Genomic DNA, 16,971 nt, shown 5'->3' on the forward strand with positions numbered 1-16,971 from the left:
TGATTTAAGTACATAATTTTTCTTCCAATCTTGTTTTAGCAGTCATCCTCCATTCGCTTTTTAGCATACTTAAAATCATACTATCTCTTCTTTCACCATTGGGCTTGTACAAATTGCTTCTTAATATGCCCTCTTCTTGGCAACCGACACTTTTTATTGCATTTATACTTCTAATGTTTTGCTTATCCACTCGAAATTGGATCCTTTCCATCAAGAGTTCTTCAAAAGCAAATTCAAATAATAAATACTTACAATTTTTATTGAGTCCAGTGCCTTGAAATTTTTTACCATACCAAGTAAATCCGATTGAACAGGTCTTGTGCAAAGCATCTATTTCATATATTCTAGTACATCCTGCATACTTCTGCAGCTTTTTATCAAAAACACTAAACGGATAAGCTATCCCCTTTTGCCTATTCACTATTGCCTCTTCAATATAACTGAGGAGGTTCTCTTTAGATGAGACATCATGAAGCGTGTATTTCCATAGCCCCTGTTCCTTAGTCACGATATCCGATAGATTATGGACATCTAACAGCATCAAAGGTTTTAATCTCACCCTTGGATTCTCTAGGACGTAATGCTTTTCTAAATCAATCATTCCCATAGATTATGAAGAAATCTAATTACATTCTTGTTAGCAATCTTATCTGTAATTTGAGAGCCGAATTTAGAATCAATTACCTCAAGGACATGTGGATAGCAACTAGCATTTTCATGTTCTTTATAGAAAAAAGGTATTCTTGACTTATCTGGATGATCTTTGTGGTAAAAATAATCTGCACCAAAACAGATATTATCTTGAGCTCCAATATTGATTGCATGTTCAAGATGGTCAAAAAGAGCATTTGGATTACTATTATTCACAAAAGCTCTCAAAAAATTAAGTCCTATTAGTCCTTTTTGATCAATAATTTCTTGCGCTAACTCATCAGGTAGATTGCGTGGATGATCGAAGACATGTCGATAATTTGAATGACTGGCTATGATCGGAATATCAAAATTCTGTTTAGAAATGTAGTTGATGATATCGTAGGCTAAAGCATCACTCGTATGGGAAAGATCAATAGCAATTTTTTTATTATCTAAATAATCTATTAATGTTTTCCCATCTTCTTTTAAGCCAATTGAAGTATAATTCCCACCACCAAATCTATTTTCGGCATGGTGGGTTAATCCAATATATGTGATATTTCCTACTAAGCCTTTTATTTCCTCTAAGTTTTGTAAACCCTCTTTTAGCGATAAATCTTCATCGCAAAAGGCAGAAGCATTCTCAATAGAAGCCAACATTCCAATTCTTTCAATCTCATCTACTTCAGGAATAATTCGATTTTTAATCGAATTCAGTTGACTATTATTAATATTTAAACCATAAAATAGTTCAGCTTGCTTGATCCCAAGATGATGACTTCCTTTTGTAGTGAGAGCAAAAATTGCCATTATCTGGAGCTTAACATTTCCTTCCAGCAAGTATGGTATTGCGCATCCCAAATCCCTATCATGAAGATTTGAATTTGGATTTAGTAAATAATATAATAAGTCACAATGTAGATCTATGACAGGTTTCTTCATGATATTGATATTAGTCTTCACTAAATAGAAGTTCAAGAGTTCGGTTAGGCCTGAATTGCTCAAACTTAAACAGTTTTTGCATCCAAAACTTGAATGAATTTGCTAATAGCTGATAAAACTGATTTTCGATTCGCTATTTCTGTAAACCATTTTTAATATTTTATTGTCAAATTCAAGCTTTCAAATTCTTTTGATTTATTCTGACTTAAATTGTCAAATTCAAGTGTTAGATGGGTTCTATTTCCCTTTTTCAATTTAATAGGACTCTTCCGAATATAGTTCTTAAATTCGATTCCACCTTTTTCCGTTAGAATTTCAAATTCCACTCCTGAAAGATTTTTTATGCCATTTTGATGTTCAATCGGTTCGTTATGCTCTTTTCCTTCTCCTCGAAATGGAAGCCTGAAAGTCCAGGGTAAACTAGGATATTCTTCATTTGTTAGTATATCTATCGACATACCTTTTGGTAAAAAATCAGGTTGGTAAATTTCGCTTTTCTGGAATAGTTCATCCGTTAATTCTGAATTTACCAAACACAGACCAAAAGGTGAATTTCCGTTTCTCCGAAATTGAGAACGTTCCCAAAGTTTTGTCCTTCTGGTTAATTCGCTTTGAATTTCCTCCTCGTTCACCACCCATAAGATTTCAAGGAAAAAATTGCCAAAGTAAAATTTCCGGTTTTTTGTACCCTGACCTGGATGAATCCGACTACTCCCTTCGGATAAACCAAATTGAACCAACTCATTCGCTTCTTCTCCACTGTTACTAGAGAAAATAAATATGTGGTCTATTTTCATACTTTTTAGAATTGGTTCATTGTTTTTAAATCACTAAAAATATGCACAAGCTGTACATGCCTCTTAATTTGATCAAATCTAATCATCTTTACTAATTGAAAACTGAATGTGCTTTTTAAGCAACTAGGATTGATTTCCATCTTGTGCTTGTTTACTCAAGGGATGCATATAGGGCAGAGTACTGAGACGTTTTCCTATCTTAGAACACCGATAACCCTTAAGGCACATCGCATGATTGCCTGCTTTATATGCACCCTTTTTAAAAGCTTTCTTTTTTCAATCAATTAACGATCCGCTGAGATTTTCACCAATACTTTCCCTGTGTCAAAACCAGTATTAAGTATTAAGCAGGAACTCTCCAGCGTTTTAAGGATAAGCAATTCCGAACTGGATGGATTATTTTTTCCTACTAGCATGAAATGCCTATTCATCGGGTGTTCGTATTGGCCGTCTTTTGTTATAAAAAAACTTTCATGATTTTCATCATCTGATAAACCAATTTGATTTAGGAATCCCGAAAGGTCATCTTTAAAATTGGTATTGATATCATTCCAATCGGCTATTTCTGATTCCGGACCATATTGGAGTCTTAGTTCTTTTATAGGTAAATCGTAGGGTGTCAGAAACTCATGTTTTGTGAGTACATATTCAAATCCATCTTGACCTGTAATACTGTTATTAGATAGTTCTAAAATGTTCATTTCTTCCATTTTTTCGCAGGCTTGCAGGGGGATAATTAACAAAGCAGTAATTAATGAAATGATTCCAGTGTGTTTCATAATTGCATTTTTCATTATTGTTTTTTTTAATGATAGAAGTTTTACTTAAAGATTTCACTTGTTATTCCTGTTCTAATTTTTCGGTCATTTCTTTAAGGCTGTCCAAATGCGGACCAAAAGCTTTTTGATTCATTTTATGCGTCAAAAAGTATTGTATTGGAACAAATAAGACTATCGCAGCCATTGAAATGATTAATAGAAAAGGATCCAGAAAAAGACTTTCTGGGCTTTCTTCGCCCATAATTAAAAAAGTAATGATCATCCCAGCTACTATGCTGAGTGGATATAATAATGCAGCGATAATTTCGCTGAATTTCACATAGTCTTTGATTACCGCATGTTGAGATTTCAATTTTTTTAGGATGTTTTCATTGGGTTGATTTAATATTAGACTTATCCGTTTAAGAATACGAAATGATCTGAATAAGAAGTAGATCGCATATGCGCAAAATGCTATTAATAGTGAAGTCAATAAAGAATGACTAAATACAAATATTAATAACAGAAAAATCATTAACAGGCCAGCACCAAAATAAGCCTGTTGTCTCATGATCTGTTGTAACTTATTTAATGGATGGACACTGCTAGATGGTTTAAGTTTTCTTAAATCTTCCGAGCTGATGTTTGTTGTAGTAGTATCATCAGGATTCCAGTATTTTTCAAAATTCATAGCTCAATTATCTTTAAGTATTGTTTCTAATTTATTTTTGATACGAAATAGTTTCACATTACAGTGGTTTACACTTATTCCCATAAAATCTGCAATTTCTGGATTGGTAAATGCATCGAGGTGCATGGTAATGATTGTTTTATCAATGTCGTCCAGCTTTTTTATCGCCAAGTAAAGTCTGCTTCTTATTTCGCTTTCTTCATTATTTTTATCTCCAGGTATATATTCTACTTCTTTATCTAATGGAGAAGTAGTGAGTCTGCTCTTTTTTTTGAGGCTGGTAAGTATTGAATTCAAACTAAGCCTGTATAACCAAGTACTGAATTTGGATTCACCCCTAAATCGGTCTTTGGATATCCAGCAACGCATTAAGATCTCTTGAAACATATCTTCCCTTTCATCTGAAGTATCTATATACATATTGATCAATCTTTTGATCAGGCCCGTATTTTCATTGATATGTGTTAAGAATTCATTTTCATTCATCGATTAAACTCCTCATAATGGTTAATTACTATTTCTAAGAGTAGATAAAAAGAGCCCGTTTCAGACTCTTTCTTATTGGACGTAGTACAACTTAGTGGTTGATTTTGTAAAAAGCCTCTCCAATTGTAATTCCAGAACTTAACAAAAGAGAACCAGCAAGAATTACTATTATAGTAATTGCAGCTACCTTTTCGTTTTTCTTTAAACTGTTAAATTTTGACTGAATACGCATTGTTAAATCTTCCATGTTTTTAAACTTTTTTAGAGTGATATTTTTATAATTTTCTTATTAGTACTTTATGGAGCACAAAAATTACAGGATTCAGAAAAAAATTGAAATAAAATAAAAAAGTCGTTGCTCCGGCTGTATTAAAAGTGAAAATCTGTTTTTAATTTGTATCTAGAGTATCTTTATGAAAGCGCCAGTATGAAAATGGATAGATACTGACTTTCATTTATTTTTTGTTCTCGCTGGTAACTTATTTTCTTAAAAAGTCAGAAACAGCTTGTTTTACTAAGTGGACATCACAAAATGCAGCAATGTGGCCACAGTATCCTTTCAACTCGAAATAATCACATTCCAATATTTTTGATAATTCTCTAGAATAAATAGGATTTACTAGGTGGTCCAGTTCCGCTGTAATAATAAAGATTTCGGATTTGACAATGTCTACTATATTTTCTGGACTTATTTCCCTATCCTTGTAGATATTATGCTTAAGTATAGCTCTAGATTGGAATAATTTATTAAACGGGTTGTTAGGCCGACTGTATCTAGCTGAAATGACTTCTTGAAAATCTTCATTTTCGTAAGCTTCAAAAACTTGCGTTGGTGAAGTGCCTACAAGCAATCCGATGTCACTTATTCTGTTCATTGCATCATCCAAAGTCTCCTTGTCCTTACCAGCGTCTTCAATCAAAGTCACTGTTGTGTTCCATAAAACTTTGTCGTAAAATGATGCTTTTGTCGTTCCATTGATTGCAATTAATTTATTCATAAAGTCTGGATATGCTACCATCCATTCAAATGCTTGCATTCCGCCCATTGAAACTCCAATTAATAATTCTACATGGTCAATCTTCAAATGATTCACTAAAAGTTCATGCTGAGATTTTACCATATCTCGAATACCTATATTTGGAAAGCTCATATAGTTAGATGGAGATGAAGAAATGCCATTTCCTAATGCGTCTGCAACAATTAGGTATTTTCCATCTGTATCTATAATACTTCTTAAGTAGTCTAAATTGTCCTCACTGGTTCCTAAATGCCAGGTAGGCATAAAGACGACATTGCTCTTATCGTTATTTAATTTACCGAAAGTTCTATATCCAATTTTACAATCTTTAATTGTATCGTTCGCAGTTGTTATTAAATCACCAATATTTTGAATCTGTAATTTTGATTGTGCGAGACTAGGAAAATGGAAAATGCAAAATAGAATTATTGTGATGGCTAATTTAAGGCTCATAAGTATCTCTAGAGTTGATTGGGTTTTTAATATTCTACCAATTGAATTATAGGCTAGCTCAATATTAAAGTAGATGAGGCATTAATGCTTGTACGGATTTGCTATTTTTAACAGTCAAGTTCTGCGGCACTATATTGGTTTAGAGAAAGGTTGGAATGCAGAAGTTATTTGAATTTGTTTGATTTAATGTCAAAAAAAAGCGCTGGATCCCCACCCAGCGCTTATATTTCAACCAAAACCTTACAAAGTCATTGACTTGATAAGATGATTCAAATGTAGTTAAGCAGTTAGGAATTAGCAAATTGTTAATTCAAATATTTTATTTAGTTTACAGGATGCATGTCGCAAAGTAGCAGTAATTTAAAAATTAAATCAAAACATATAAATATGTGCTTTTTTGGTAAAATCTTAATTAAAATTAAATTTATATCTTAAGAAATACCATTAAATAGTGAGATATGCTTACTTATAGTATTATATTCAAATGCTGCAATATGTCTTTAGTGAATTTTGATAACGGCCTTTTTTCATGTTCCGAATTGTCAAGATAACTACCCCAAATAAATCGATCGATTTCGGATTGCTGCTTTCCTAAGCCTCTGTAAGACTCGATTAACCCATCATAATACGATGCATTATAGGCTTGAGCTTTACTAATAATCTCCTTTAAATAGTCTGAGTGTTCTTCATATAATTCTTTCAAATGAAATACTTTTATATTACTGTTTATGTTCGAGAAGTCAATTTCAACATCGTTTTTTAAAACCCAATCCAGAGAGGCTTGCTCTCCCTCTTTCGTTTTCAATATGAATTTACAGTTATCATTAAAGCCTTTAAAGTAAGGATGTATATCAATATCACCTATTAATTTTGTGTGATTACAAGTAGAGCAGGATGGGATCAAATTATAAAAAGATAATGCTAATTCAGGATATGACGCCTTTGGTTTAAAATGATCAAGTTCAGGACTAATTCTACCTTCTTTAATTGTAAAGGTATATTGCCTGTTGCAGTAAGGACATGCCCTTAAGTTTAAGCGTTCAAGTAACCAATGGCCATGACTGGAACGCATGACTTTATATTGGTTTATCATATAATTTTTAAATTCCTCAAAGTCGTCTGGATTGGCTACTTTTAATCTTCCATATATAGTGTGGATATTATCAAAATCTTCTGGCTTGGCCTTAATAATATCAGGTAAATTTGTAATGAAATATTCTTTTAACCGATTGGAATTGGCTCTTCGATTTGTAAGCTGTAATCTTGAAAGGTATTCGTCAATGATTTCTTCTAAATTATTACGTTCTATCTTTATCATTTTCCTGACTTTAATTTTTCAATTTCATCTCTTAACTTTTGAATCTCAGCATTAAGATTCAATAGTTCTTTATTAGGGTTTAGTTCATTATATTTTTTTAGTAGTTGACTTTTAATAAATGGTTCACCTACCAGAAGAATCTCATTATATAAATATTCATCAATTTTACCTTTATGAAGTTTTGCAAACATTTCATTTATTTTACGCTTAGCGAAATCACCAATTGGTACACCATCAAGAAAAAAGCCATTTTGTAAAAGTGAGTGGATATTAGCTCCAAATGTATTTTCCTGCATATTATCATATACCTGTTTACCATTATCTAAAAATAATACATTGTTTTTTGGGATGTCCGATAAAATAAAGGGGGAATGAGTAATCAGTTGAATATTAATGCTTTCAATATTAAAGTTCATCTGGCAAATACTATTAATAAGATGGTTAACAAATTGTCTCTGATATTCAGGATGAAAATATAACTCTATCTCATCTAGGATTATATTGATGTGTTTATAGCTTATTCTTCTGTGATTACTTTTAATGGAGCTTAAGTTTCTTATATGATAAAGTATAGAACTTGTTGTATAAACAAACTGTTTTTCTCCCGAGCTTAGCTGAGAAAATTTATACAGAGAATTATTTTTACCTTTCTCAGACAAATTAATTTCTGTACTGAAACAATGAGGTGGTATCAAATCTATATAGCGCCATTTTTTGAGATCCTTTCTGCGACTTATAGTTTCTGAAAATTCTTGTATTGAGTAATTCTGTGATGTTATGTGTCTTAGCTCAAGAAATGCTAAAATCTGTCTGATTCTATATGTGATATGGCTTCTGTGATTATCTATTTCAATTAGCAATTCCGTTAATTCTTCATTTCTCTTATCATCCCATTTATCCGAATACTCTGAAGCTAATGCTGCATAATTATCAAATGCATCATAACGACTTACTTTTATAGTTTTATAAGCAAGATATAATAAAGCTATTTCATATTCCGTATCTTTTTTAGTTGACTGTCTAAACCGGTATCTAGAGCTCCAAAAGGCTATTATTTTATTTTTTAATTCTTCGAAAAAATCATCTGGCATTTGTGTACCACTATTATTATTCCATTGTTTTTTGATGTGCAACCATTTATTTTTCACTAATTCAGGCTGAAGTTCAATTGATAAAGAGCTAACAATGTTTTTTTCGTTAATTTCAGTAAAAAGAACATTTTGTTTCATATTCTCATTAAAAAACAAAGAGAATAACCTGTCGATAGCTAATTCATTTTCTCTCAAAATATTGATATTGCCATCTTCCCTCATGGGGTTTAATACTAGTGGAGTTTGATAGCCATCATTTTTGTGAAAAACACCCTTAAGCCATGAAACCTTTTCAGCTTCTTTACCTCCTGACATATAATCAAAAGAATTAAATGCATGTAAAGAATAATTCATTACTATTGAGTAAAAAAGATTAAGACTCAGTACTTTTTTCTTTCTTAAACCCGTGCTTCTCCATTTATTTTCTGAAAATTTCAGAAGAAAAATCTTATCTCCTCTTTGCTCAAGAAGATAATAATAAGAACCTAGTTCAAAATACATTTGGGCATAAATCGATCTTACAAAGGTTAGATTCGCGTCAACAGAATGAGATAAAATTTTACAGGCTATATTATTTATTAAACTCAATATAATATCTATCAGAGCACTTTTACCGCTTCCATTCTTGCCCACAATTGCTGAAATAGATATCTGAGGTTGCTTTGAGAAACTTTGGTTGAAAAATTCCGGACTCAAGTTACCGTTCTCTTTTTTATTAATCTTGAGTCTTTCTTGATTATCGGTCTCCAATAGTTCATAATCTCTATAGAAGTAATAAGGTTTATTGGTTTGGAGATTTTTTTTTACTTGCTCTCGACATTCATTTAATATGTTTACTGCAATAATTTTAAGTTGGCTTTCCATGAAAGTAAATATTTTTGGTTGAAAGTAAATTAATTCTCAAAAAAACTAGTAATAATAGATTTATGCACAACTATTCTAAATTATATAAACTGTCAAGGAATGCAGCTCGTGCATTACTGATTTTTTCTTCGACTGAGTTTGCAGGATTTGGGTTCTTCCACAAGTTACTGTCATATATTCTTTCTACGATATTCTCCAAATATCTTTCGTAATTCATGCCTGACTGTGTGATTCCATAAACCTTATAAAGTCATTGACTTGTTTAGGGATTGGTAATATATACAAGCCGTTTATTAAATGCAAAATTAATTTTATAACTATTCAAAATTAGATAGAGCCCATTCTTTATTAAGATTGGCTTCCAATGCGGTTTCTTTGTTGGATTGAAACATCCAGAAGAAATCTAGGGCTGATCTTTCTTCTATTTGATCTATGGTTACCAGGGCATCGCTGATTGTTTTTTTAGCGTCTTGCTGTTCGAATATAAAGCTTGCTGCATTGATATAATCTCCTTCTTCTTTTAATGCTACTATCTTCCAATAGCCTGTTGGTATTTTATGGGCTTCATCAGAACCTGGTAATGTGCCAATTGACTCGCCATCATATAAGGGACCTGTCATGACATAGACTTCTCCTGTTTCTTCGCAAAGCTCTCTTACTTTCTTTTCTATTTTAGCCCATACACCTGAGTTTAGACTGCCATTTTGAGGGGTGATGTTGGAGAGGTAATTTGTTTGTTGCCAATCAGGATGGCCATCAAATGATGCTAGAGGTGCCTGATGTCCTCTATGTGTTTTTAGTTCTGCAAATGCCCCATCATAATCGCCATGATCTCCAGGATAGGGTTCTAATGTTTCATCATCTTCTAGCCATGGGTCTTTTTCCCAGTCCCGGGTTTTCTTTGAGCCATTGATTATATCAGGTGTTAACCTGTAGGCTACCCAGTCTGCGAATTTTGTATCGTCATTATTGCTGAGCGCATAGATGTCTCTATTGATTAAGTCATTTGTTTCTGGCGTGCCATATGGATAGCCTCCTAAAAAATGTTTGCAATGGATTTCGGGTCTGTTCTCCTGACTAAGAACTGAAAATGGAAGTAATAATAGAAGGAGGAGTAAAATCTTTTTCATCTTTGATTTTGGTTGTTGGTGGGTTTAATATAGTGATTTTATGCAAAAAGAATTGAAAAGTGATAAATAATGCATAAAAATACTAAATCACTTTGATGTTTTGAGGAAGGGAATTTTTAATCCCCTTTTTTATGTTTGTGTGGCTTGAGTGATGGTGTATTACCAGGTGTTTCTTTATTATCTCTTTGGCGCTTGTCTGGTTTTCCTGTTGATTTAGCAATCTTTTTTGGACCTGTTTTAATTCCCATAATGTACCTCCCTTTTATTTGGTTTGTATTGTTTATACAATATAGTAATTAATTATTAATGAGGAGGTTATAGTTTTCGAATATTTTTCTGCTGTTTGAATACTATTTGTAAATGAACGTTTGTAGATGGCTTTAAATAGTAAGAGATTAAGAAAAATTGTTGGCTATTTATAATCTTTTTATCTAATTTGATGTTAAATATTTTTGAGGTTTCTTAACTTTATAAAATGGCAGTACAAATCAAAAAAGAAATAGTAAATCAAAAAAAGTATAAGATTACTAAATCTGGAACTTTTTATATTGATCAAAAAGACATTATTAAATCAGATCGATTTAAGCAAATCGTTCACCGATTAAAGCCTGTTAGTAAGCTTAAAAAGGGATGAGTTGGAGCTTACTTCTTTTACCACTTTTAGGAGGATATTATTTTTTGTCTAGGTGTATTAAGTGGAAGTATTTTTATAGGCGTATTGAACGACAAAGACTCATTTTCAATTCCCTTCTAGTAGGATTTATCTTTTTCTTAAGTGGATATTCAATATGGTTTACACTTAAAAGCGTTTTCCCTTTCGAAGTTGAGCACTTTATTTTATTCAGCGGCATAAGTGTACAATTTTTCTTCCCTGCTCTCCTTTCATTTCTTATAGCTTTCTTATACACAAAATCCTTTAATTTGATTAAAAGGGAAAATGAAAATTGGTATTTGGCTGAAGTTATTCGCAAAACTGGAAATTCATTACAAATAGATTTTCTAAGAAGCTATTTTTTAGAAGAGATTGTTATGATGACCTTGAAAAATGGGAAAGTGTACGTTGGACTTGTCTCAGAATTACATGAACCACATCCGGATTCCTCTTTTGTTAGATTAATTTTATTTTATAGCGGCTACAGAAATGAAAAGATGGATGTGAATTTAGAAAAGGATTATAATCTCAATGTTTACAGTGATGGAAATGAAGATACGGATTTAGTGTCGGTGGTTATTTCTGAGCCTGAAATCTTAAGCATGACTTTCTATAATCAAGATGTTTATGATCGCCTGAATTCAGAAAATTAGAGGCTTTATCTGTAAATTATACTTATGTTTTTCTTATAAGTTCTCACTTCCTTTTGATAATAAGTATTTAAAATCTTCATTTGGTAAGATTTTAGATACTATGAAAGTAGCCGTTTCCTTATTGATTATTTTTGACAAGGTTAGATCAACGATTTTCCCTTGTACCAATTGCTTCCAGTTTTTCTTATTCAATGTTTTACTTAGTGTTTTGAGTTCTTCTAATTCATTAAATAGTATTTCTTGACCAAGACCAAGTATTTTGAGTTCTTTCATTACCTCATCAATTGAATTTTTACTGTCCTTAACCGTTTTTCGTTTCCTTGATCTCTGCCATTTTCCTAATTGTAATTCGCCTTTGATTGTAATTTGGTATTCATCATTAGAAGAATTTATAAAATATAATTTGGCAAGCTCATGGATTACTTCTCTTAATTCATCTTTACCCCTAGGTAAAACAATTCCATTTCCTGCTAAAATCCATTCAATAGAGTAGAAATGTTTGTCTTTTAGTTTATTTAATTTAAAAAGTATAAGGTATAAGATATCGTCAATAGAGTGTTCTTTGATGTTAATTAAGGGCTCCTTTTTAAGAATTGTATCTGAATGTGAAAGAACTGCAATGAATTTTTCTAAGAATTCAATTTTGTTGTTTAAAACTCTATTTACCTTTCTGTCCTTATCTTGGATTGAATCTCCACTCTTTATGTAATACCATCCAAAAAAATCACCAATTCCGTAGGATTCATAATTATTCCATAACCAATTATCAGGATCGGTAAATGAGTTATCGAAAACAATCTGTATTTTTTCATCAAAAGAATCTCTTTTCTCAATAGCATTTTTCAAATCATACTCACTTCTATTTTCCTTTTTGTAAAGCTCCTTTAAATCGTCAATGACAGGTGTTATCGATTCATTAAATTTTTGAAGCGATGATTTGATTCGAATATTTTCCATTTATTTAGCATTTTCAAACGGATCCTGCATGCTTTTTTGTTTAAGCCATACTGTTTAATCTTGTAAAAATACATCAATTTTCACCGCTTCTGTATTGGCTACATAGAGGAAAAATTCGCTTTGACTTTGGTTGAGGATGTTCTGCATCTGTTATATTATTAGAGTTTAGCAAGGAGCTCTTTTGCTTTGGTTCGATTATAAGCATCATCCGGTGAAATCTTATCATAAACCATGAAGTAGTGATAGTTTTTTCCTGCTAAATCAGCCCATTTGTTTCCTAATCTTCTCTTGGACGCACTATCAGGATTGTCTCTGTCGTCACCTTTCGTTTCAAGTAATATGATATTTCCTGATTTGGTTACCACTATGAAGTCGGGGTAATGATTAGATTTGAATCCATTGATCGAAAACCCCTTACTTCTACCAAGGTTTCTATGCCAGAATGCAATGTTGTTCATACTGGCAATATCTGTAATGATAGTAGTTTCAAAATTATTCATGGAGCCTTCACGCTCATATAAGGAATTGCTAATGGAACCACCTAATATGCCAGGCACAATTGCATCTGCAAATTGCCAAGTGGGTTTTGTCACAACCTTACCGATTTTGACCATGTCGTTAAACTGTTCTTCCGCATAAGCATCAGCATGTAGTCTTACCTTAGCTTTGATTTTTTCAGCGTAACTATACTTCCTAACCAAAATATCCTTCAATTGCTCGGGATTAAGGCTGGCTAAAATACGCTCTATGTATTTGCGTATTTCCTGATCAGAGATCGGATACATATTTCCTACAAGCTGAATAAGCTGATGTGCAATGTCTTTTACTTGGTTTTCTTTTGGTTTAGCCAGTATGTACTCCACCATTGGATCTTTTACTAACTGATCCTCTATTTTTGTGAAGCGTGGGGTGTATTCATCTTTACCCACTTTTTCAATATCCACTTTGTATAGGTCAGAAGAGATTTGGTCAAAGTCTATTTTGGTATCCTCATTTGATAGCTTGAAATTCTTTAACAGTGCTTCTTGATTTAGCAGTTCTTCACCTGTGCCAAATATGTCACCTTGAGGCGTTTCCAAATAAAATTGTGGGAGTTGTATTTCCTTGGCAACCTCTCTATGCTGCTCAATAAGTTTATATCTTTTTACTTTATCGCCCATTTCCATGAATTGGTTTTCGTCAATTGGTTGGCTTTGCTGTTTTTCAATTTCAGCCTCCATTTCTTTGTTTTGCTCTTCGGCCATTGATTCAATTTCAACTACTACAGCATCTTCTGAAGGAGTCTCTGCTTCAAACTCAGGATTGAAAGAAACACGGTCTTTGTCGATTTCATCTTCTTGATTCGTATCTGATTCTTGTTGTTCGGGGAAAAGGAAAGATTCCATGGGATCGCCTCCCGAGGATTTTTTTTCCTCCTCTGGCATTATGTCTCTTTGGCGATAATCCTTTTCACTGAAACCAGATGCTTGTAGGCCTTCTACAATATTTTGAAGTGTGTCATTGAATTTTGCTGAAGCAGTTAGCACATAGGAAACATTAAGTAAAGAAGCTGCATGCTTCATTACGTAGGGCTGGCGTAAGACACGCCCTAAGATTTGTTCTACATCTACTGCTGATGATTTGTCGGCAAGGGAAGCCAATATGTAAGCAAAAGGACAATCCCAGCCTTCCTTTAGTGCATTGATGGTAATGATGTATCGAACAGGGCAAGATTTATCCATCAAATCAATGCCTTTTAGTTCATCCCTATCTGCCGTTTTAATTTTTATTTGTTCCTCAGGAATTCCAATTTTCAGCAGTTGCTCCTTTAGCTTGTCAAAAGTGGTATTGTCATTATTCGTTTTGGGTTGTGCTTGAAACAGTACGATAGGGCGGATGTATTTTCCACCCTTTTTATGTTGGTCTATTGCCAGAACTTCTAGTTTTCTTTGAAGATGTAGCGCACTATTAATGACTTCTGTTTTATCATGGTGGTTATAAACAATTACGGGAAGCTTTACCATATGCTCCTTCTTCAGCTCAATAGCAGGTACTAAGCTGATGATGTTGCTGTTTTCCTTAGGTGTAGCAGTTAGGTCAAGAATGAAAGATGGATTGAGGTTTTTGAGCATGTCAACACTCAGCTTACTTTCAGCATTATGACTTTCATCTACTACTAAAACAGGATTTAAGCTCCTAATTACATTGATGAGTGCTGTTTCGTCTGTGTTGTCGAGTACATGAGAATGGTCTTTGTACTGCGCTACAAAAGGGGCTAATTGCCCATTTTCCTGGAATACTTTTCTATCTTCTTTGTTGGATGCTCGGAGACTGGCGAAACTCATTACAATAATAGTGAGCTGGTCTTGAACCACCGTAGGATTGAAGTTTGAGCCTTGGAGTAAGTCCTTTTTTTCGTAAACTTCTACTCTATGATTAAAAAGCGTGTCTAATCGTTGTCGATACGGATGTTCCGGATTGCTAAGATTGCTTACAGTTTGGTTTAATAAATTGCTCCATGGGACTAACCAAACAACTGCTTTGGGTAATTCACTACCAAAAGCATTGAAAATAGTGTGCAGTGCATTGCAGGCAATAAAAGTTTTGCCCCCAGCTGTCGGTACCTTGATACAGACGTTTGCAGCATTTGGGATATTGTTTTTATAGGGCTCCATACCTTCACCAGTGATGGGGTTGTAAGGACCAATCTTGTCTTCCCAATAATTATTAAAGGCCACATTGATTTTCTTGTATTCCTGCACGTAGCCCAGATATTGCTCAAGGTCTTGAATGACTTTATGTTGGTAGCTTTTTAATTCCATGCTTAAATTGTTTCAAGTTGAGTAATCCAATTATTGAATCGAGGTGATTTTGCTCTTAGATTTACTAGCCCAATATTATCGGCTAAAATGGTTCCATAAACTATTTTATTATAGCCATCAATCAGTCTATACAACCTCTTGGAAGGTGCATTTTTAGGATTATCATTGATTAATTCCGGATTTGGATATTGATCCAGTATTCTTATTAATTCTGGCTTATCCTTAAATTCTGATGACTCGAAAGTTGCCTCAAATGAATCAAGATTATTAAATAACAAACCTTCAAATTCATGCAATTGGTAATATGGCATAAATCTGTTTCTCAGGTCATCTGGTATCTGATTTAACATAGCTGATTCAAGAAATGTCATCCGTTCGGCTCTATCTACTATAGACTTAGATTCGTCCCATTCGGGATATTTGAACTTGTCAGGGATTCCATAATAGTCAATCAGCGTTGTGACTGTTGAATTGCCTTCTCTGAGATGTCCTAAAATTTGGTCTTTCAAGATTTTCCAAGGCACAATACCGCCAGCTGATTTCTTTATCAGCGGAGTTTGAATAAAAATATTTTTTGAAGTAAAGTGAGGTTCTAAAACATCTCTTATAAATTCCTGTTCTGTAGGACCCTCACAAATGATTACTAATCTCTTCATACACTTACTTGTTTGGTTGTCCTCCTAACAAAATATTTCTTTGCCACAAATCACCTACATTGTAGGTATCTAGCCACTGTTTCAAGTCCTCCTCCTTGAGCCTATTGAATTGACTTTCACCCTCAACTTGATCTACAGTAATAATATCTTCTGGTTCGAAGTGATTCACTAAATCTGCAGATTGAGTAGCTAAAATAACTTGAACCTCTTTAGCTGCTACACTTTTAATCATGCCAGCTAATTTAGAAATAGCAAAAGGATGTAAGCCCAGCTCTGGTTCATCAATTATAATGCTACTTGGAAGATTCGGTTGCATAAATAATGTGGTAAGTGCAATAAATCGTATAGTTCCATCTGATAAATCGGAGGCTCCGTAAATCGTAGATCCATATTTACTTTTCCATTGTAGACGCGTATAACCTTCTTTATTAGGTTGAAAAAAGAAATCGGAAAAGTATGGAGCAATGCTTTGAATCGTTTGAATTATTCTGTTGTAAACTATCTGATAGTTATTTTGAATAAAATACAGAAAAGCGCTTAAATTACTACCTTCTTCATACAAGTAAAATTGATCATTATCCACATGACTCATTTGACTAAAAGGAGAGTTTTTACTTGTATCATGGAAATGGTATTTTCTATAGCTGTTGAGGTGCTTTATCACATATTTAGCTCTATAATTGTCTGTAGCTTTTATCCTTGCCTCAGTTCCAAAATTTGCAATATTTCTCCCTTCATTTCCTTTGTATATCAAATACTCTGTATCAAAAATGAAGTGTTCTTCACCTAACTGCAATGTGGCTTTATATCCGTTGATGCCTTTGCCAAAACTTGTGCTAAAATTGATTGAATGAGTGTTTTCAGAACCTTTGTGTAACATCTTTTCTGCACCCCCTCTTAACGCTATGTATTCTTTAAGTTGTCTATCTTGCAAAGCATTCAGAAACTCGAAGAAAGAGATAAAATTACTCTTTCCAGAGCCATTTGACCCAATCAGAATATTAATAGGATTCACTTCTAGCCTAATGTCTTTAATTGATTTATAACCTTGTATTTCGATCCAATCCATA

Annotated in this window: 18 protein-coding genes; 2 read left to right on the forward strand and 16 right to left on the reverse strand. The window is 33.2% G+C overall.

The features are described from left to right. Positions 1–4: 4 nt before the first annotated feature. From QYS49_RS01860 to QYS49_RS01915, 12 genes are all read right to left on the reverse strand, one after another. A complete protein-coding gene (locus QYS49_RS01860) occupies positions 5–601 on the reverse strand; it encodes a GNAT family N-acetyltransferase (protein ID WP_308349929.1) in 597 nt (198 codons plus the stop codon). After that, entirely contained in the window at positions 598–1,575 is a 978-nt protein-coding gene (locus QYS49_RS01865) for a dipeptidase (protein WP_308349930.1), read from the reverse strand. The genes QYS49_RS01860 and QYS49_RS01865 overlap by 4 nt, the downstream gene beginning before the upstream one ends. A gap of 152 nt (positions 1,576–1,727) precedes the next feature. Then, positions 1,728–2,372, reverse strand: coding sequence for a VOC family protein (locus QYS49_RS01870; RefSeq protein ID WP_308349931.1), 645 nt, complete (start codon positions 2,370–2,372; stop codon positions 1,728–1,730). Between the two features lie 284 nt (positions 2,373–2,656). Continuing rightward, positions 2,657–3,166: a hypothetical protein gene (locus QYS49_RS01875; protein ID WP_308349932.1), complete on the reverse strand. Its 510-nt coding sequence runs from the start codon at positions 3,164–3,166 to the stop codon at positions 2,657–2,659. Positions 3,167–3,212: 46 nt separating this feature from the next. Next, positions 3,213–3,821 (reverse strand): hypothetical protein, encoded by a 609-nt coding sequence (locus QYS49_RS01880; RefSeq protein WP_308349933.1) that lies wholly within the window; start codon positions 3,819–3,821, stop codon positions 3,213–3,215. Positions 3,822–3,824: 3 nt separating this feature from the next. Beyond that, positions 3,825–4,307, reverse strand: coding sequence for an RNA polymerase sigma factor (locus QYS49_RS01885; RefSeq protein WP_308349934.1), 483 nt, complete (start codon positions 4,305–4,307; stop codon positions 3,825–3,827). 91 nt (positions 4,308–4,398) lie between these two features. Next, positions 4,399–4,554, reverse strand: coding sequence for a hypothetical protein (locus tag QYS49_RS01890; protein ID WP_308349935.1), 156 nt, complete (start codon positions 4,552–4,554; stop codon positions 4,399–4,401). Between the two features lie 232 nt (positions 4,555–4,786). Continuing rightward, a complete protein-coding gene (locus QYS49_RS01895; protein WP_308349936.1) occupies positions 4,787–5,779 on the reverse strand; it encodes an alpha/beta fold hydrolase in 993 nt (330 codons plus the stop codon). 466 nt (positions 5,780–6,245) lie between these two features. After that, positions 6,246–7,097, reverse strand: coding sequence for an HNH endonuclease (locus tag QYS49_RS01900; RefSeq protein ID WP_308349937.1), 852 nt, complete (start codon positions 7,095–7,097; stop codon positions 6,246–6,248). Next, positions 7,094–9,052 carry a hypothetical protein gene (locus QYS49_RS01905; RefSeq protein ID WP_308349938.1) on the reverse strand — a complete coding sequence of 653 codons (1,959 nt, stop codon included), beginning with the start codon at positions 9,050–9,052 and terminating at the stop codon, positions 7,094–7,096. The genes QYS49_RS01900 and QYS49_RS01905 overlap by 4 nt, the downstream gene beginning before the upstream one ends. Positions 9,053–9,369: 317 nt before the next feature. Next, on the reverse strand, positions 9,370–10,182 hold the full coding sequence (locus QYS49_RS01910; protein WP_308349939.1) for a DNA/RNA non-specific endonuclease: 813 nt from the start codon (positions 10,180–10,182) through the stop codon (positions 9,370–9,372). A 116-nt stretch (positions 10,183–10,298) separates the two neighbouring features. Next, complete coding sequence (locus QYS49_RS01915; RefSeq protein WP_308349940.1) at positions 10,299–10,430, reverse strand: hypothetical protein; 132 nt, start codon at positions 10,428–10,430, stop codon at positions 10,299–10,301. 227 nt (positions 10,431–10,657) lie between these two features. Between QYS49_RS01915 and QYS49_RS01920 the strand changes: the two genes are divergently transcribed. Then, positions 10,658–10,816 (forward strand): hypothetical protein, encoded by a 159-nt coding sequence (locus QYS49_RS01920; protein WP_308349941.1) that lies wholly within the window; start codon positions 10,658–10,660, stop codon positions 10,814–10,816. 287 nt (positions 10,817–11,103) lie between these two features. Further along, complete coding sequence (locus tag QYS49_RS01925; RefSeq protein WP_308349942.1) at positions 11,104–11,487, forward strand: hypothetical protein; 384 nt, start codon at positions 11,104–11,106, stop codon at positions 11,485–11,487. 33 nt (positions 11,488–11,520) lie between these two features. Here the strand turns inward: QYS49_RS01925 and QYS49_RS01930 are convergent, their stop codons facing one another. From QYS49_RS01930 to QYS49_RS01945, 4 genes are all read right to left on the reverse strand, one after another. Beyond that, positions 11,521–12,444 (reverse strand): hypothetical protein, encoded by a 924-nt coding sequence (locus QYS49_RS01930; protein ID WP_308349943.1) that lies wholly within the window; start codon positions 12,442–12,444, stop codon positions 11,521–11,523. A 158-nt stretch (positions 12,445–12,602) separates the two neighbouring features. After that, on the reverse strand, positions 12,603–15,245 hold the full coding sequence (locus tag QYS49_RS01935; RefSeq protein ID WP_308349944.1) for a DEAD/DEAH box helicase: 2,643 nt from the start codon (positions 15,243–15,245) through the stop codon (positions 12,603–12,605). A 2-nt stretch (positions 15,246–15,247) separates the two neighbouring features. Next, a complete protein-coding gene (locus tag QYS49_RS01940) occupies positions 15,248–15,901 on the reverse strand; it encodes a DUF4276 family protein (protein WP_308349945.1) in 654 nt (217 codons plus the stop codon). A 4-nt stretch (positions 15,902–15,905) separates the two neighbouring features. Then, positions 15,906–16,970: an AAA family ATPase gene (locus QYS49_RS01945; RefSeq protein WP_308349946.1), complete on the reverse strand. Its 1,065-nt coding sequence runs from the start codon at positions 16,968–16,970 to the stop codon at positions 15,906–15,908. Position 16,971: the final 1 nt, after the last annotated feature.

Origin of the sequence: Marivirga salinae, assembly GCF_030503855.1 — a bacterium.
Classification (GTDB): Bacteria; Bacteroidota; Bacteroidia; order Cytophagales; family Cyclobacteriaceae; genus Marivirga; species Marivirga salinarum.

Bases quoted from the DNA above. Each gene is read 5' to 3' on its own strand.
- QYS49_RS01860 (WP_308349929.1), bottom strand. From the start codon at position 601: ATGATTGATTTAGAAAAGCATTACGTCCTAGAGAATCCAAGGGTGAGA.
- QYS49_RS01865 (WP_308349930.1), bottom strand. From the start codon at position 1,575: ATGAAGAAACCTGTCATAGATCTACATTGTGACTTATTATATTATTTA.
- QYS49_RS01870 (WP_308349931.1), bottom strand. From the start codon at position 2,372: ATGAAAATAGACCACATATTTATTTTCTCTAGTAACAGTGGAGAAGAA.
- QYS49_RS01875 (WP_308349932.1), bottom strand. From the start codon at position 3,166: ATGAAAAATGCAATTATGAAACACACTGGAATCATTTCATTAATTACT.
- QYS49_RS01880 (WP_308349933.1), bottom strand. From the start codon at position 3,821: ATGAATTTTGAAAAATACTGGAATCCTGATGATACTACTACAACAAAC.
- QYS49_RS01885 (WP_308349934.1), bottom strand. From the start codon at position 4,307: ATGAATGAAAATGAATTCTTAACACATATCAATGAAAATACGGGCCTG.
- QYS49_RS01890 (WP_308349935.1), bottom strand. From the start codon at position 4,554: ATGGAAGATTTAACAATGCGTATTCAGTCAAAATTTAACAGTTTAAAG.
- QYS49_RS01895 (WP_308349936.1), bottom strand. From the start codon at position 5,779: ATGAGCCTTAAATTAGCCATCACAATAATTCTATTTTGCATTTTCCAT.
- QYS49_RS01900 (WP_308349937.1), bottom strand. From the start codon at position 7,097: ATGATAAAGATAGAACGTAATAATTTAGAAGAAATCATTGACGAATAC.
- QYS49_RS01905 (WP_308349938.1), bottom strand. From the start codon at position 9,052: ATGGAAAGCCAACTTAAAATTATTGCAGTAAACATATTAAATGAATGT.
- QYS49_RS01910 (WP_308349939.1), bottom strand. From the start codon at position 10,182: ATGAAAAAGATTTTACTCCTCCTTCTATTATTACTTCCATTTTCAGTT.
- QYS49_RS01915 (WP_308349940.1), bottom strand. From the start codon at position 10,430: ATGGGAATTAAAACAGGTCCAAAAAAGATTGCTAAATCAACAGGAAAA.
- QYS49_RS01920 (WP_308349941.1), top strand. From the start codon at position 10,658: ATGGCAGTACAAATCAAAAAAGAAATAGTAAATCAAAAAAAGTATAAG.
- QYS49_RS01930 (WP_308349943.1), bottom strand. From the start codon at position 12,444: ATGGAAAATATTCGAATCAAATCATCGCTTCAAAAATTTAATGAATCG.
- QYS49_RS01935 (WP_308349944.1), bottom strand. From the start codon at position 15,245: ATGGAATTAAAAAGCTACCAACATAAAGTCATTCAAGACCTTGAGCAA.
- QYS49_RS01940 (WP_308349945.1), bottom strand. From the start codon at position 15,901: ATGAAGAGATTAGTAATCATTTGTGAGGGTCCTACAGAACAGGAATTT.
- QYS49_RS01945 (WP_308349946.1), bottom strand. From the start codon at position 16,970: ATGGATTGGATCGAAATACAAGGTTATAAATCAATTAAAGACATTAGG.